Source organism: Pelagovum sp. HNIBRBA483 (assembly GCF_040931995.1).
GTDB lineage: Bacteria > Pseudomonadota > Alphaproteobacteria > Rhodobacterales > Rhodobacteraceae > JAEPMR01.
The window spans coordinates 2,842,891-2,857,548 of record NZ_CP162412.1; the positions used below are offsets into that span (position 1 = coordinate 2,842,891).

Consider the following 14,658-nt stretch of genomic DNA (forward strand, 5'->3'; position numbering starts at 1 on the left):
TCCGCGCCTGATCAGCCCCGCCCGACATAGGGCATTTTCGTCGCCATGATCGTCTGGAACAGCACATTCGCTTCGGGCGGCAATTCCGCCATGCGCACCACCGCATCAGCCACCAGCGCCACATCCATAGTCGGCGGTTCCGGCTGCCCTGCCGCCCGCGCCTTCGCCGCGATGCCTTCCAAAAGGTCCGTGCGCGCATTGCCGATGTCGATCTGCCCCGCCGCGATGTCAAAGGGTCGCCCGTCCAGCGCCAGCGTCTTGGTCAGCCCCGTCACCCCGTGCTTGGTGGTGGTGTAGGTCACAGACCCCTCGCGCGGCGTATGCGCCGAGATCGAGCCGTTGTTGATGATCCGCCCGCCTTGCGGGGATTGCCGCCGCATCTGGCCAAATGCCGCCCGCGCGCAAAGGAACATCCCCGTGAGGTTCACATTCACCGCATCCAGCCAGTCCTGCACCGGAATTTCGTCAATCGGCGCCGCAGGGGTGAAAATGCCCGCATTGTTGAACAGCACATCAAACCGCCCTGCATCTTCCGCGAAACGTGCAAAAGCCGCCTCCACCGCGCCCGCATCTGTAACATCGCAAGGCAGCACCACCGCATTCGGGTAATCCTCAGCCACGGCCTCCAGCGCCTCGCGCCGCCGCGCCAGCAGGCCCACCCGCCAACCGGCCCGCAGGAAGGCTTCCGCCGTTGCCCGCCCGATCCCGTTACTCGCGCCCGTCACGATGACTGTTTTCATGTCACACCCTCCTCCGGCGTCAATTCCAGCGGCGCCACGGGCGCACGCAAATCCTCGATGCTCAATGCCGTCGCTGGCCGCGCCAAACGGTTCCGCACCACCCAGCGCAGCTGATGCTCCGCGCGGGTGATCGCCACATAGGCCAGCCGCTTCCACAAAGGCTGCCCCGCCTCAACCCGCCCCATGCGACTGGCTGCATAAATATCCGGGGCAAAGACCTGCACCCGCTCCCACTGGCTGCCCTGCGCCTTATGGATCGTCACCGCAGCGCCATGCAGAAAGGTCGCCCCCATCCGCGCCGCGAAGGGGATGAACGGCTCTTCTTCCTCGTCCTGGCTTTCGATCTTCACGATGCTCGCCGCGCTCACACGGGGGTCTTCCGCCCCCATCACATGCAACCGCGAAAATCCGGGCCGCTTACCGGGTCCGAGGTAGATGACCTGCGCCCCCTTGATCAGCCCCCGCGCCTCCAGATCGAGCCGCTTCTTGCGGTGTTTCAGCGGCAACTCGATCCCATCGCAGATCAGCGGCTCACCTTCCAGCAACTCGTCCTCCGGCGCGCCATAAGCCGCGCGGAACGCATGGATCAGCCGGATGCGCGTCGCATTGCGCCACACCAGCACCGGCGAGCGCGCCATCAGATCGCTCTCCACCCGCTCGGCCCAAACCACCCGCTCATCGCGGCCCGCCACATCCGCCACCATGTCCTCGAAGCTTTGGAAATCCACCTGCGGATCAGCCAGCGCATGCGCCAGATCAAGGATCGGGTTATCCGCCTCCTGCCGATGCACCCGCTGCAACTCCCGCCGCCGTGTCTCGGGGAGTGTCTCGAACACCATCCCCCCTTCGCTCTGCACGGGCGGCAATTGCGCCGGATCGCCAAACAGCACCAGCGTCGGGAAGATCTCCTGCAAATCCTCGAACTGCTTCCTGTCCAGCATCGAGCTTTCGTCGATGAAGCCGATATCAAGCGGCTCCTCCCGCCGTTTCCAGCCGGTGATGAAGTCGCTGCCCCGTAGCCCCGCCGCCGCCAGTGCCGCAGGGACCGACGTATTCACCTGATAAGACCCCCACGCCCGATCCAGCGCCACATCCGTCAGCCCTTCGATCTCCTGCCGGTCGCCTTGGCCCGCAAGCCACTCGGCGATCTTCTCGTATTCGGGGTCATAAACCGGCGTATAAAGGATACGGTGTATCGTCGTCGCCGGCACGCCCCGCGTCCGCAACACACTCGCCGCCTTGTTCGTCGGCGCAAGGATCGCCAGCGTCCGCCTGTCCTTGCGGCGGCGGCCCTCGTAATCGCCCGAGATGATATCCACCCCCGCCTCGCGCAGCGCCTTGGTCAGCTCGGCCAGCAGCATCGTCTTGCCCGATCCCGCCTTACCGATCACCGCCATCACGCCCGATGTGTCGGGCTTCGGCGGGGTCAAGAACTGATCGTCAATATCCACGCCAGACAGCCGCAGCAGCGCCGCCACGGCATCCCAGGCTTCGGCCTGATCGTCAGAGAATGTAAGTGCAGGCAGCGTCATGGCGCGACCCTATCCCCGCGCCACGAGGAGGGCCAGAGGAACCACGCAGCACCCGCCAAAAACGCCCCATCGCAGCGCGATAAAAAACCCCCGCACAAGGCGGGGGTTCAGTCCTCAGGAGGAACGGTAAACTCTTAGCGGGCGTCGAGCGCATCCTCGAGCGTGCGCAACCCCGTGCGCGGGCTTTGCACCAGCACCGCCATATTGCCGGGCTTGTGCTCATTGCGCCGCATCTTGGTGTGCGCCGCCGGAATTTCATCCCACGAAAACACTTCCGACATACACGGATCCAACCGCCGCTCGACCATCAGCTTATTGGCCGCCGCCGCCTGCTTGAGGTGCGCAAAGTGGCTGCCCTGCACGCGCTTCTGGTTCATCCACAGATAGCGTGCATCCAGCGTCAGATTGTAGCCGGAGGTGCCGGCACAGATCACGACCATGCCGCCCTTCTTCACCACAAACACACTGACCGGCATCGTCGCCTCGCCCGGATGCTCGAACACCATATCGACGTTCACGCCCTTGCCGGTGATCTCCCAGATCGCCTTGCCGAACTTCCGCGCCTCGGACATCCATTCCTTGTATTCCGGCGTGTTGACCGTGGGCATCTGGCCCCAGCACTTGAAGTCATTACGGTTGATCACGCCCTTCGCGCCCAAGCCCATCACGAACTCGCGCTTGCTTTCATCGCTGATCACGCCAATCGCATTGGCCCCAGCCGTGTTAATCAACTGGATCGCATAGGAGCCCAAGCCCCCCGACGCACCCCAAACCAGCACATTCTGCCCCGGCTTCAGGTCATGCGGCTCATGGCCGAAAAGCATCCGGTAGGCGGTCGCCAGAGTCAGCGTGTAGCAGGCGCTCTCTTCCCATGTCAGGTGCTTCGGGCGCGGCATCAACTGCTGCGCTTGCACGCAAGTGAACTGCGCGAAAGAGCCATCCGGCGTCTCGTAGCCCCAAATCCGCTGGCTGGCCGAATACATCGGATCGCCGCCATTGCATTCCTCGTCGTCGCCGTCGTCCTGATTGCAGTGGATCACCACTTCGTCGCCGACCTTCCAGCGCTTCACCTTGTCGCCCACGGCCCATACGATGCCCGAGGCATCCGAACCGGCAATATGATAATCGGCCTTGTGAACGTCGAAAGGGCTGATCGGAATGCCCAGACCGGCCCAAACGCCGTTATAATTCACTCCCGCTGCCATCACGAGAACGAGCACTTCATGGCTATCGGGCTTTGGCACATCCACCGCTTCCACCTGAAAGGCCTGCTCCGGTTCGCCATGGCGCTCGCGGCGGATCGTCCATGCGTACATCTTCGCGGGCACATGCCCCATCGGCGGCATCTCCCCGATCTCGTAGAGGTCTTTCTTCGGGGCCGCGTAGCTCGCGGCAGCAGGGTTTTGGTCGAGGGCCATTCCAGTCTCCATCGGCTCGGTTCCTTCGGCTTTCGCCGCGGCGCAGAATCGCCGCCGCACCCCATGAGTACGAGACGTGAAGGTAACTTTGCAACCCCTGTGACTGTAATTTTGTAATTAAATTACTTTGCCGATGCAGAAATTCCTTAGTTTTCTAATGCATCCGCAGAAAAATGATGCGCAATCGAGTTGGCATAGAACTGATGCGTGTCCTCCGTATCCTCCACAATTGTCACCTGATCGCCGGTTTCACGCACGATCTTACGCTCGGTCAGCAGCGCCAGCGCGTCGCGGACCACCTCCGTCGCGGCACGGCGCGGCAGGGTCAGTCCCTTGCCCTGCAAGCCCTCGATCATCGCACCCACCTCGCGCTCCAGCTCGCCCCGTGACACGTCGCGCTGCTCCAGCAGCACCCGCGACACCAGCGGCACCGGCATCACCGGCACCACCTTGCGCACATGCGCCATCACCCGTGTGCCAACCGCCTCGGCCCGCTCCTCGGGCGGCACCGCACTGGCAATCTCACTCAGCCGCACCGGCTCGCCAAAGCCTACAGAGGCCGTCCCAAACGGCTTGAAGCGGAACGACAACCGCTGCCAGAAATGCCGCAGGCTCACCCGCACAATCGTCATCATCGGCGGCTTGAACCGCCGGTTGCCGGACTTGTCCGCCTTGATCAGGAACTTGTCCTCCAGCACGCGGTCATAGTTCAGCGCCACTGGCACAAAGATCACATCACGGTCGCCCTCGGCCCAGCCATCCACCATATAGGAGAGCAGCCCCAGCTTCGGCGGCCCGACCCGCCCGTCGAGGCTCAACCCCCCCTCAGGAAAGATCGCCTGCGTCACGCCGCCCTCGGTCGACATCCGCACATAACGCGCCAAAACCTTGCGATATAACGCCCCGCGCGACCGCCGCCGGATAAAATAGGCTCCCATCATCCGCACGATCGGGCCGAGCGGCCACAGCCGCGCCCATTCACCCGCCGCATAGGACAGCGCCGATGCCCGCGACATCAGATACCCCACCAGAATGTAATCCATGTTGGAGCGGTGGTTCATCACGAACACCACCGTCGCGTCACGATCCAGCGCTTCGACCTTGCCGATATCGAACTCGCCGAGCCGCACCCGATAGAGCGTCGTCGACACCCATTTCGCAAACCGTGTCCCGATGGTGAAATAGGCCGTGGCCGAAAATCCCGGCACGATCTCCCGCGCATAGTGCCCTGCCTTCTCAAAGGCCACGTTCTCCGGCACATGCTCTTCCTTGGCATAGTCCACGATCGCCCGCGTCACCTCGGGATCATAGATCAGCCGCTGGATCATATCGTAGCGCCGCGCCAGCTTGAACGGCTCAATGGGCCGCGCCAACCGCTTGTTCAATTCCCCCACCGCCCGTTCCATCCTCCGGCGGAAGAACCACCGCACCGACGGGAACAGAAAATGCGAGGCGAAGGTCACCGCCGCAAAAAGCAAAATGAGGATCAACAGCCAGAGCGGCAGCGTAACCGTATTCGACATACCCCTTCATGACAGGGTTCTGCGCGCTGGTAAATCCGCTCATGCCGCAACGCAGCGAATTGACAAAGGCATAAAATGTCCGCTACCAGTCTTTTTGAGAAATAAAATTGCGTGATCCCGATTCAGGAGCCCGATATGTCGCAGATGCAGCAAACCCGTGAGAAAGATCGCCCGTGGTTGTTCCGCACCTATGCCGGTCACTCCACCGCTGCCGCGTCCAACGCCCTCTACCGCGCGAATCTCGCCAAAGGTCAAACGGGCCTCTCCGTCGCCTTCGATCTCCCCACGCAAACGGGCTATGATAGCGACCATGTGCTGGCAACCGGCGAGGTCGGCAAGGTCGGCGTTCCGGTCTGCCATCTGGGCGACATGCGCGCGCTCTTCGATCAGATCCCGCTCGAACAAATGAACACCTCGATGACGATCAACGCCACCGCGCCGTGGCTCCTCGCGCTATACATCGCCGTGGCCGAGGAACAGGGCGCCGACGTGACCCAGCTTCAAGGCACCGTACAGAACGACATTATCAAGGAATACCTCTCTCGCGGCACCTACATCTGCCCGCCCGAGCCGTCCTTGCGGATGATCACCGATGTCGCCGCCTACACCCGCGAGCATCTGCCCAAGTGGAACCCGATGAACGTCTGCTCCTACCACTTGCAAGAGGCCGGCGCGACGCCCGAGCAAGAGCTCGCCTTCGCCCTCGCCACCGCCACCGCCGTGCTGGATGATCTGCGCGGCAAGGTCAGCGAAGCCGATTTCCCCGCTATGGTTGGCCGCATTTCGTTTTTCGTAAATGCCGGCATCCGTTTCGTGACCGAAATCTGCAAAATGCGCGCTTTTGTCGAATTATGGGATGAGATTTGCGAAACCCGCTACGGCGTCACAGATCCAAAATACCGCCGCTTCCGTTACGGCGTTCAGGTCAATTCCCTCGGCCTGACCGAACAACAGCCCGAAAATAACGTGTATCGTATTCTCGTCGAAATGCTCGCCGTCACGCTCTCGAAAAAGGCCCGCGCCCGCGCCGTGCAATTGCCCGCATGGAACGAAGCCCTCGGCCTGCCCCGCCCGTGGGATCAACAATGGTCGCTCCGTATGCAGCAAATTCTGGCTTACGAAACCGACCTTTTGGAATTTGATGATATTTTTGATGAAAACCCCGCCATCGAACGCAAAACCGAGGAGCTAAAAACAAACGCCCGCCGCGAATTGGATCAGATCGACGCAATGGGCGGTGCGGTCAAAGCCATCGAATTCATGAAGTCCCGCCTCGTCGCCGCCAATAGCGACCGCATCGCCAATATCGAAAGCGGCACCACCACCATCGTCGGCGTCAACCGCTGGACAGAGGCAGAACCCTCCCCCCTCACCGCGGGCGACGACAGCATCATGACCGTCGATGCCGCCGCCGAAGCCGACCAACTGGCCCGCCTGTCCGCTTGGCGCGAGAGCCGCGACAGCACCGCCGTCGCCGCCGCGCTCGCCCAGCTCCGCCAAGCCGCCGCCGATGGCAGCAACGTCATGCCTGCCTCCATCGCCTGCGCCCGCGCTGGCGTCACCACCGGCGAATGGGCGGATGAAATCCGCGCCGCCTTCGGCCAATATCGCGCGCCCACAGGCGTCTCGCCCAACCCGTCAAACCGCACCGAAGGTCTGGAAGATCTCCGCGCAGAGGTCGATACCGTCTCCGCCCGCTTAGGCCGCCGCCTCGCCTTCCTGATGGCCAAACCCGGGCTAGACGGGCATTCCAACGGCGCCGAGCAAATCGCCACCCGCGCCCGCGACTGCGGCATGGAAATCACCTATGACGGCATCCGCCTCACCCCGCAGGAAATCGTCAATGCTGCGCTCGAAAAACGCCCGCATGTGATCGGCCTTTCGATTCTTTCCGGCTCGCATATGCCCTTGGCCGAAGAGGTTCTAAAACGTCTCGCTGAAAACGGCCTTGCCGATATTCCGGTGGTTGCTGGTGGCATTATTCCGGCAAATGACGCCGAAAAACTGCGCGCCCTCGGTGTTGCCCGCGTTTATACGCCTAAAGATTTTGAATTAAATACGATCATGCGCGATTTAATCCTACTGGCCGACCCAGCTAAAATAGCCGCCGAATAAAAATACTTTTCAAATAGCTTTTTAGTTGTATTAAATAGGCGATCAATATCGCCAAATGGAGCTATTTATGTCTCTCGATCTTTATTCAATGTCCCGTGCCGAGTTGGAAGCGCTTCAAAAAGATGTGGCGAAAGCGTTGAAAGACGTTGACGCCCGCGAAATGAAAGCCGCCCGCGCCGCTGCCGAAGCCGCCGCCGCGGAACATGGTTTCAGCCTTGCTGAACTGTTGGGCGATGGCCGCAAGGCCCGCAAGACCCGTGGTCCCGTCCCACCGAAGTACCGCAACCCCGACAACGCCGACGAAACATGGACAGGCCGTGGCCGCAAGCCGCGCTGGGTCGCCGCCGCCGAGGAAGCCGGTCACGATATCTCTGAATTCGAGATCTGATAAAAGCAGGCGCGGGCCATCGCGGCCCGCGCTACTCCCGCAGCTTTTCCAAAAGCGCCTCATAACTGTAGCGCTCGGCGATCGTCCCGTTCGTACCCTTGTAAAAGCCCGGCGCCATCGCCAGGCAGCCAATCCCGCAGACCTGCCGCACTTCCATCAGCACCGTATCAACAAACCACAGCCGCCCGCCCGGTGTGGCGACATAGCCGTTGATCCGCAACTCGGCATCACCCTCGATGTCGATATCGCTCGGGATTTCACCAAAGTAATCCTCATCGAACCCGCCATGCGTATGATACGAGGCAACCACCGCCATATTGTCAGGCAGGTCCATATTGCAGCCATCATGGGTGCCTTCCACTGCCCGCGTCGCGGTCAACGTGCCATCGGCAAGATAGCCAATAAAGCCACAATATTCCTTCCGCTTGCGAAAGGACGCGCTCTGTAGCCGCTCAAGCGTTTCCCGCGCCACTGCCAGCTCTGCCGCGTCCTGCGCTATAGACGGCGTCACAAGGGCCGCAGCGCCCGCCAGTGCCAACGCCAAAAGCCGCGCTCCGCTCAAGCGCTTTCTTCCGCCTGCAGGCCCATGCCCCATTTCCAACGCCCTCAAAAATCTCTACCGTTTGGTCAATCTAGTTCGATTATTCCCAAGAGGCCAAGAATGACCATCCATATCGGCGCCAATCCAGGTGACATTGCTGAAACCGTGCTGATGCCGGGCGACCCCTATCGCGCAAAATGGGCGGCAGAGACGTTTCTCAAAGACGCCGTCTGCGTCAATCAGGTGCGCGGTATGCTCGGCTTCACCGGCACTTGGAACAGCCACCGCGTCACCATCCAAGGCTCGGGCATGGGCATGCCATCGCTGTCGATCTACGCCAATGAGCTGATCCGCGATTTCGGCGCGCAAACCCTCATCCGCATCGGCTCCTGCGGCGGCATGCAGGATCACGTCGGCATCCGCGACGTGGTGCTGGCAATGACCGCCTCCACCGTCTCGACCCCCTCGCGCGGCATCTTCCGCGAGCTGAGCTTCGCACCTTGCGCCGATTGGGGCCTGCTCTCCGCTGCCGCTGCGGCAGCACAGACATTGGGCGCGAAAACCCATGTCGGCGGCATCTATTCCTCGGATGTGTTCTACGATGAGCGCCCCGACCTTAACGAGCAGATGGAGCGCCACGGCATCCTCGCCGTCGAGATGGAAGCGGCAGAGCTCTACACCCTCGCCGCCCGCTACGGCCGCCGCGCGCTGGCGGTGCTCACGGTGTCGGACCACCTCAAAACGCATGAAGCCCTCCCCGCCGAGGACCGCGAGAAAAGCTTTGGCGACATGGTCGAAATCGCACTGACGGCGGCGTTCGCGTAACCCGCGTCAGCCGTCCACGCTGCGGAACCATGCACGGATCAGCGCACGTTCTTCGTCGCTGATCCCCGATAGGTTCGCCGGCGGCATCGCATGGGTCACGCCCGATTGCACATAGATCGCCTCTGCCTGCAGGGCGATCTGCTGCGGCGTTTCCAGCATCACACCTTTCGGCGGCCAAAGCAGCCCGTTCCACACCGGCTCCGCCGCATGGCACATCGAACAACGCCCGATCACCACGTCATGCACCTCGTCGAAGGTTTCCGCCGCCGCATAGCGCTCGGCCATCGGCGTCCATGCCTTGGCCTCTTCTTCTTCCCAGTCATAGAGCGGCGCGCTCGACAGCCACGCGACGATGATGAACAAGATCACCGTCACCGCCCATGTCCATGTTGGGTTGCCTTTGCGCGCATGCACTGTGTTGAAATAATGCCTGATCGTCACCCCCATGAGGAAGATCAGGCTCGCGATCAGCCAATTATACTCACTCGCAAATGCCAGCGGGTAGTGATTGCTCAGCATCAGGAAGATCACCGGCAGCGTCAGGTAGTTGTTATGGGTCGAGCGCTGCTTGGCGATCTTGCCAAACATCGGATCAGGCGCTTTCCCCGCGATCAGGTCCGCCACCACGATCTTTTGGTTCGGGATGATGATGAAGAACACGTTCGCCGACATGATCGTCGCCGTGAACGCTCCCAGATGCAGCAGCGCCGCGCGGCCTGAAAAGACGTTGGTATAAAACAGCGCCATGCCCACCAACACCGCAAACAGCGCCACCATCAGCACCGTCTGGTTGGCATTCACGAAGGTCTTGCACAGCTGGTTATAGACCACCCAGCCAAAGGCCAGTGACGCCACCGAAATCGCCACCCCCTGCCACACGGCAATATCCAGCACCGCCGGATCAATGAGGAACATCTCCCCACCGAGGTAGTAAACCAGTGCCAGCAGCGCAAAGCCCGAAAGCCAGGTCGAATAGCTCTCCCATTTGAACCAAACAAGCCCATCAGGCATGTTCTTCGGGGCCACCAGATATTTCTGGATATGGTAGAAGCCACCCCCGTGGACCTGCCATTCCTCGCCATCCGCGCCGGTGTCGAGGTCACGGTCGCGATGCAGGCCCAGATCAAGCGCGATGAAATAGAAGGATGACCCGATCCACGCGATTGCAGTGATCACATGCAGCCAGCGCACTGCAAATTCCAGCCACTCCATGAGCAGGGCAAAGTCATACATAACGGCGTCCCTCCGTTGCCTTTGACGCAGAGGCTATACCGCGAAGTATTTATTTGTTAATCCATCAAATCGGTGAACACTTTCAAACGGTGCTTGATAATGGCCTATGTCAGCAACATTCGCATGTTCGTTCGGGTATTCGAGCTGGGCTCGATGTCCGCCGCCGCCCGCGATCAACGCACCTCGCCTGCCGTGGCATCGGCCCGCATTGCCGAGCTGGAAAAGCACCTTGGCCTACGCCTCTTCAATCGCACCACCCGCTCGCTAAAACCGACCGAGAATGGCCGCATCTTCTACGATGGCGCACGCCACATACTTGAGGCGATCGACGAAGCCGAAGGCGCCGTCGCCCAAACGGCGCAAAACCCGCGCGGCACCATCTTCATCGCCGCGCCTTTGGGCGTCGGCCGCCGTTTCATCGCGCCGCATGTCCCTGCATTTAAGGACGAATACCCCCAGATCGACGTGCGCCTCCGCCTCTCCGACCGCAAGATCGACGTGGTCAGCGAAGGGCTGGATATGGCCTTTCACTTGGGCGAACTCCCTGATTCGACCCTCAAGGTCCGCCTCGTCGCCGAATGCCCGCGCGTCCTCTGCGCAGCCCCTTCCTACCTTGAACGGCGCGGCATGCCCGCCAACGGCGACGCGCTGATCGGGGACCGTCACGATTGCCTGAACCTCCGCTTCCCCGGCGCGACGGAATTCCGCTGGACCCTGCAAACCACCGATGGCCCCCAGCGCTACGCGATCACCGGCCCCTTCGAATCAGATGACGGCGATGTGCTCACCGGCTGGGCGCTCGACGGGCGCGGCATCGTCATGAAACCGATCTTCGAAGTGGCCGATGAGCTGGCCGATGGCCGCCTGATTCCGGTGGCGACAGAAACACCGCCCACCGCGACGCAGCTTGTCTGCCTCACCCAGCACCGCCGCCTCCGCGACCCGAAGATCAGGCTCTTCACCGATTTCATCATCAGCCGCGTCCGCAGCGATATGGCCGCCGCGACCCAGCAACTCTCGGCCTAGCCCGCCGTCTCGAACGGCACGCCGAACACCGCCGCCCGCCGGTTTTGGCAAGCCCGCTAGCTGCCGCGATAGGTCGAAAAACTGAACGGCGACACCAAAAGCGGCACATGGTAATGCGCCGTGCGGTCCGAAATGCCAAAGCGGATCGGCACTTCATCGAGGAAGCGCGGATTCTCCGGCATCACCCCCATCGAGTCGAAATACGCACCCGCATAGAACAACAGCTCGTAGCGCCCGACCTTGAAATCGCCCGCAGGCAGGATCGGCCCATCGGTCCGCCCGTCCGAATTGGTGACTTTGGTCGCAATATGCTCCCAGCCATCACCGATGCGAAACAGGTCAATTTTCATGCCCCGCGCCGGAATGCCCCGCGCCGTATCGAGCACATGTGTCGTCAGATATCCGTCAGCCATTCGTCTCTCCAATTCCGAGATTTGCAGCACTTTGCCCTGAATTCGTGCAAAAGGCGACTATCTCAAGCGGCGACAGGTCTTTCAAAAAAATACATAAAATACTTTATGTAAAAGCGGGCTAACAATCTCGCTTAACGGGAGGAATTTTCTGAATGCAGCGCTACCCACGCAATATGATCGGCTACGGCCCCCGCCAACCGGATGTGCAATGGCCCGGCGGCGCGAAGGTCGCCATCAGTCTGGTGCTGAACTACGAAGAAGGCGGCGAAAACTGTGTTTTGCACGGCGATGCCGCCTCCGAGGCCTTCCTCTCCGATATCCCTGGTGCCGCGCAATGGCCCGGTCAGCGCCATTGGAACATGGAATCGATCTACGAATACGGCGCCCGCGCCGGTTTCTGGCGTCTGCATTCCCTGTTCACCGAGAAAGACATCCCCGTCACCATCTACGGCGTCGCCACCGCGCTCGCCCGCTCGCCCGAGCAGGTCGCCGCGATGAAATCCGCCGGATGGGAGATCGCCAGCCACGGCCTGAAATGGGTCGAGCATAAAGACATGCCCGAGGACGAAGAGCGCGCCCAGATCGCCGAGGCCGTCCACTTGCACACCGAGGTCGTGGGCGAGCGCCCGCGCGGCTGGTATACGGGCCGCTGTTCGGTCAACACCGTGCGCCTCACCGCCGAAGAGGGCGGCTTCGACTGGATTTCCGATACCTACGACGATGATCTCCCCTACTGGCTGGAGCTGGAAGACCGCGACCAACTTGTCATCCCCTACACGCTCGAAGCCAATGACATGCGCTTCGCCACTGCCCCCGGCTACACCACGGGCGAACAGTTCTATCAGTACCTCAAAGACGCTTTCGATGAATTGTACCGCGAAGGTCAGGCAGGCCGCGCCAAGATGATGAGCGTCGGCCTCCATTGCCGCCTGATCGGTCGCCCGGGTAAGATCGCGGGCCTCCGCCGCTTCCTCGATTACGCGCAGTCGCATGAGGGCGTCTGGTTCCCCCGCCGCATCGACATCGCCCGCCACTGGGCCGAACACCACCCCAACCAGCGCTACGACCGCCCCAGCCAGATGGACCGCGCAACCTTCGTTTCCCGCTTTGGCGGCATCTTCGAACATTCCGCTTGGATCGCCGAAGGCGCATTCGATCTCGAACTTGGCCCCGCTCATGACACCGCCGCAGGCCTGCACAACGCGCTCTGCCGCATCTTCCGCACCGCGTCCGATGACGCGCGTTTGGGCGTTCTCACCGCCCACCCCGATCTCGCCGGCAAGCTCGCGCAAGCCAAGCGCCTGACCTCTGAAAGCACCTCCGAACAAGCCAGCGCCGGCCTCGACGCGCTGACGGATGAAGAACGCGAAACCTTCACCCGCCTCAACACCGCCTATGTCGAAAAGCACGGCTTCCCCTTCATCATCGCCGTGCGCGACCACGACAAAGCGTCGATCCTTTCAGCATTTGAGGCCCGCATCAACAACGACCGCGCCACCGAATTCGCCGCAGCCTGCCGCCAAGTCGAACGCATCGCCGAATTCCGCCTGAAAGACCTGCTGCCATGAGCACCTACGCCTTCCCCCCCGGTGGCCTGCCGCCGCAAAGCCAGTCGCCCGATGCCGCAGGCGCGGTCTTCACCGAAAGCTATGCCTTCATCCCCGCCGACACGATGCGCGATATCGTGACCAGCCTCCTCCCCGGCTGGAGCGGCACCCGCGCATGGATCATCGCCCGCCCGATGACCGGCTTTGCCGAAACCTTCGCCCAATACGCGGTCGAGGTCGCCCCCGGTGGCGGCAGCGATGCGCCAGAGCCAGACGCCGGTGCCGAAGCGGGCATCCTGATCGCCGAGGGTGAGATGACCCTGACGCTGGATGGCGAAAGCCACATCCGCCGCGCCGGTGATTATACCTACATCCCCCCCGGCCATGCATGGCAGGTGAAGAACGCAGGCGATGCCCTGCTGAAGTTCCACTGGGTGCGCAAGCGCTGGCAGCCCGCCGCGGGCCTCACCGCGCCCGATCCAGTGCTGATCTCCGATCACACAACCGCCCCCAGCCCGATGCCCAACTGCCCCGATTGGGCAACCACCCGCTTCGTCGATCCCGATGACATCCGCCACGATATGCACGTCAATATCGTGACCTTCACCAACGGCGCGCGCATCCCATTTGCCGAAACCCATATCATGGAGCACGGCCTCTACGTTCTCCAAGGCACCGCGCGCTACCTGCTGAACCGCGATTGGGTCGAGGTCGGCCCCGGCGATTTCATGTGGCTCCGCGCCTATTGCCCGCAAGCCTGCATCGCCACCGGCGACGCGCCGTTCCGCTACCTGCTCTACAAGGACGTGAACCGCCATCCAGAGCTTGTCCTCCCATGATCGAACTGCACACCGAGCCTCTTACCGCCGCCGCCTTCGCCCCCTACGGCGATGTGCTGGAGGCGTCCGGCGCGGCGGACAAGATCATCAATCAAGGGCTTTGCGGCCGCTACCATGACCGTGCCCGCTTGGATTTCGGCCCCGATGGCCGCGCGGGCCTCTCGATCTTCAAGGCCGAGCCACGCGCCCTCCCCTACACGCTCGATCTCGTCGAGCGGCATCCCGACGGCTCGCAAGCCTTCATCCCGATGAGCGCCGATCCGTTTCTGGTGATCGTGGCAGAGGATCACAACGGCACCCCCACCAACATCCGCGCCTTCCTCACCGAAACAGGTCAAGGCATCAACTTTTTGCGCAATACTTGGCACGGCGTGCTGACCCCTCTCGCCGCGCCGGGGCTGTTCGCCGTGATCGACCGGATCGGAGCAACCCCTAATCTCGAAGAATATTGGCTACAGCCACAATATGTGGTAGTCAAATAACCAAACGCATCAAAAAGAATGCGCTCAAAAAAATCA

At 61.8% G+C, this 14,658-nt stretch carries 14 protein-coding genes; 7 read left to right on the forward strand and 7 right to left on the reverse strand.

From position 1 onward, the window contains the following. Positions 1–11 precede the first annotated feature (11 nt). From AB1E42_RS13950 to AB1E42_RS13965, 4 genes are all read right to left on the reverse strand, one after another. Positions 12–740, reverse strand: a complete 729-nt coding sequence (locus AB1E42_RS13950) for an SDR family oxidoreductase (RefSeq protein ID WP_368344843.1) — start codon at positions 738–740, stop codon at positions 12–14. Next, the gene (locus AB1E42_RS13955) at positions 737–2,272 is read right to left on the reverse strand and encodes an ATP-dependent RecD-like DNA helicase (RefSeq protein ID WP_368344844.1); all 1,536 of its coding nucleotides are present in this window, start codon (positions 2,270–2,272) and stop codon (positions 737–739) included. The genes AB1E42_RS13950 and AB1E42_RS13955 overlap by 4 nt, the downstream gene beginning before the upstream one ends. Before the next feature lie 134 nt (positions 2,273–2,406). Beyond that, a complete protein-coding gene (ccrA, locus tag AB1E42_RS13960; RefSeq protein WP_368344845.1) occupies positions 2,407–3,690 on the reverse strand; it encodes a crotonyl-CoA carboxylase/reductase in 1,284 nt (427 codons plus the stop codon). Positions 3,691–3,836: 146 nt separating this feature from the next. Beyond that, entirely contained in the window at positions 3,837–5,213 is a 1,377-nt protein-coding gene (locus AB1E42_RS13965; protein WP_368344846.1) for a 1-acyl-sn-glycerol-3-phosphate acyltransferase, read from the reverse strand. 135 nt (positions 5,214–5,348) lie between these two features. On the opposite strand from AB1E42_RS13965, the gene AB1E42_RS13970 reads away from it, so the two are divergent. Together AB1E42_RS13970 and AB1E42_RS13975 are read left to right on the forward strand one after the other, a co-directional pair. Next, positions 5,349–7,328, forward strand: a complete 1,980-nt coding sequence (locus AB1E42_RS13970) for a methylmalonyl-CoA mutase family protein (protein ID WP_368344847.1) — start codon at positions 5,349–5,351, stop codon at positions 7,326–7,328. 67 nt (positions 7,329–7,395) lie between these two features. Continuing rightward, entirely contained in the window at positions 7,396–7,716 is a 321-nt protein-coding gene (locus tag AB1E42_RS13975; RefSeq protein WP_368344848.1) for an H-NS family nucleoid-associated regulatory protein, read from the forward strand. A 31-nt stretch (positions 7,717–7,747) separates the two neighbouring features. On the opposite strand, the gene AB1E42_RS13980 is transcribed toward AB1E42_RS13975, so the two are convergent. Continuing rightward, on the reverse strand, positions 7,748–8,278 hold the full coding sequence (locus AB1E42_RS13980; RefSeq protein ID WP_368344849.1) for a DUF4329 domain-containing protein: 531 nt from the start codon (positions 8,276–8,278) through the stop codon (positions 7,748–7,750). Positions 8,279–8,377: 99 nt separating this feature from the next. On the opposite strand from AB1E42_RS13980, the gene deoD reads away from it, so the two are divergent. Next, positions 8,378–9,082 (forward strand): purine-nucleoside phosphorylase, encoded by a 705-nt coding sequence (gene deoD, locus AB1E42_RS13985; RefSeq protein WP_368344850.1) that lies wholly within the window; start codon positions 8,378–8,380, stop codon positions 9,080–9,082. 6 nt (positions 9,083–9,088) lie between these two features. On the opposite strand, the gene AB1E42_RS13990 is transcribed toward deoD, so the two are convergent. Beyond that, positions 9,089–10,315 (reverse strand): urate hydroxylase PuuD, encoded by a 1,227-nt coding sequence (locus AB1E42_RS13990; protein ID WP_368344851.1) that lies wholly within the window; start codon positions 10,313–10,315, stop codon positions 9,089–9,091. A 99-nt stretch (positions 10,316–10,414) separates the two neighbouring features. Between AB1E42_RS13990 and AB1E42_RS13995 the strand changes: the two genes are divergently transcribed. Continuing rightward, positions 10,415–11,341 (forward strand): LysR family transcriptional regulator, encoded by a 927-nt coding sequence (locus AB1E42_RS13995; protein ID WP_368344852.1) that lies wholly within the window; start codon positions 10,415–10,417, stop codon positions 11,339–11,341. A 56-nt stretch (positions 11,342–11,397) separates the two neighbouring features. On the opposite strand, the gene uraH is transcribed toward AB1E42_RS13995, so the two are convergent. Beyond that, a complete protein-coding gene (gene uraH / locus AB1E42_RS14000; protein WP_368344853.1) occupies positions 11,398–11,754 on the reverse strand; it encodes a hydroxyisourate hydrolase in 357 nt (118 codons plus the stop codon). Positions 11,755–11,906: 152 nt separating this feature from the next. Here uraH and puuE point away from each other — a divergent pair, with 152 nt between their 5' ends. From puuE to AB1E42_RS14015, 3 genes are read left to right on the forward strand one after another with little or no spacing between them, the layout of a single operon-like run. After that, a complete protein-coding gene (puuE, locus tag AB1E42_RS14005; RefSeq protein ID WP_368344854.1) occupies positions 11,907–13,322 on the forward strand; it encodes an allantoinase PuuE in 1,416 nt (471 codons plus the stop codon). Then, positions 13,319–14,140, forward strand: a complete 822-nt coding sequence (locus AB1E42_RS14010; protein WP_368344855.1) for a bifunctional allantoicase/(S)-ureidoglycine aminohydrolase — start codon at positions 13,319–13,321, stop codon at positions 14,138–14,140. Before puuE ends, AB1E42_RS14010 begins: the two co-directional genes overlap by 4 nt. Further along, positions 14,137–14,622 carry an ureidoglycolate lyase gene (locus tag AB1E42_RS14015; protein ID WP_368344856.1) on the forward strand — a complete coding sequence of 162 codons (486 nt, stop codon included), beginning with the start codon at positions 14,137–14,139 and terminating at the stop codon, positions 14,620–14,622. The genes AB1E42_RS14010 and AB1E42_RS14015 overlap by 4 nt, the downstream gene beginning before the upstream one ends. Positions 14,623–14,658 lie beyond the last annotated feature (36 nt).

Bases quoted from the DNA above. Each gene is read 5' to 3' on its own strand.
- AB1E42_RS14015 (WP_368344856.1), top strand. From the start codon at position 14,137: ATGATCGAACTGCACACCGAGCCTCTTACCGCCGCCGCCTTCGCCCCC.
- ccrA (WP_368344845.1), bottom strand. From the start codon at position 3,690: ATGGCCCTCGACCAAAACCCTGCTGCCGCGAGCTACGCGGCCCCGAAG.
- AB1E42_RS13975 (WP_368344848.1), top strand. From the start codon at position 7,396: ATGTCTCTCGATCTTTATTCAATGTCCCGTGCCGAGTTGGAAGCGCTT.
- uraH (WP_368344853.1), bottom strand. From the start codon at position 11,754: ATGGCTGACGGATATCTGACGACACATGTGCTCGATACGGCGCGGGGC.
- AB1E42_RS13995 (WP_368344852.1), top strand. From the start codon at position 10,415: ATGGCCTATGTCAGCAACATTCGCATGTTCGTTCGGGTATTCGAGCTG.
- AB1E42_RS13970 (WP_368344847.1), top strand. From the start codon at position 5,349: ATGTCGCAGATGCAGCAAACCCGTGAGAAAGATCGCCCGTGGTTGTTC.
- AB1E42_RS13950 (WP_368344843.1), bottom strand. From the start codon at position 740: ATGAAAACAGTCATCGTGACGGGCGCGAGTAACGGGATCGGGCGGGCA.
- AB1E42_RS13990 (WP_368344851.1), bottom strand. From the start codon at position 10,315: ATGTATGACTTTGCCCTGCTCATGGAGTGGCTGGAATTTGCAGTGCGC.
- AB1E42_RS14010 (WP_368344855.1), top strand. From the start codon at position 13,319: ATGAGCACCTACGCCTTCCCCCCCGGTGGCCTGCCGCCGCAAAGCCAG.
- AB1E42_RS13955 (WP_368344844.1), bottom strand. From the start codon at position 2,272: ATGACGCTGCCTGCACTTACATTCTCTGACGATCAGGCCGAAGCCTGG.
- puuE (WP_368344854.1), top strand. From the start codon at position 11,907: ATGCAGCGCTACCCACGCAATATGATCGGCTACGGCCCCCGCCAACCG.
- AB1E42_RS13965 (WP_368344846.1), bottom strand. From the start codon at position 5,213: ATGTCGAATACGGTTACGCTGCCGCTCTGGCTGTTGATCCTCATTTTG.
- deoD (WP_368344850.1), top strand. From the start codon at position 8,378: ATGACCATCCATATCGGCGCCAATCCAGGTGACATTGCTGAAACCGTG.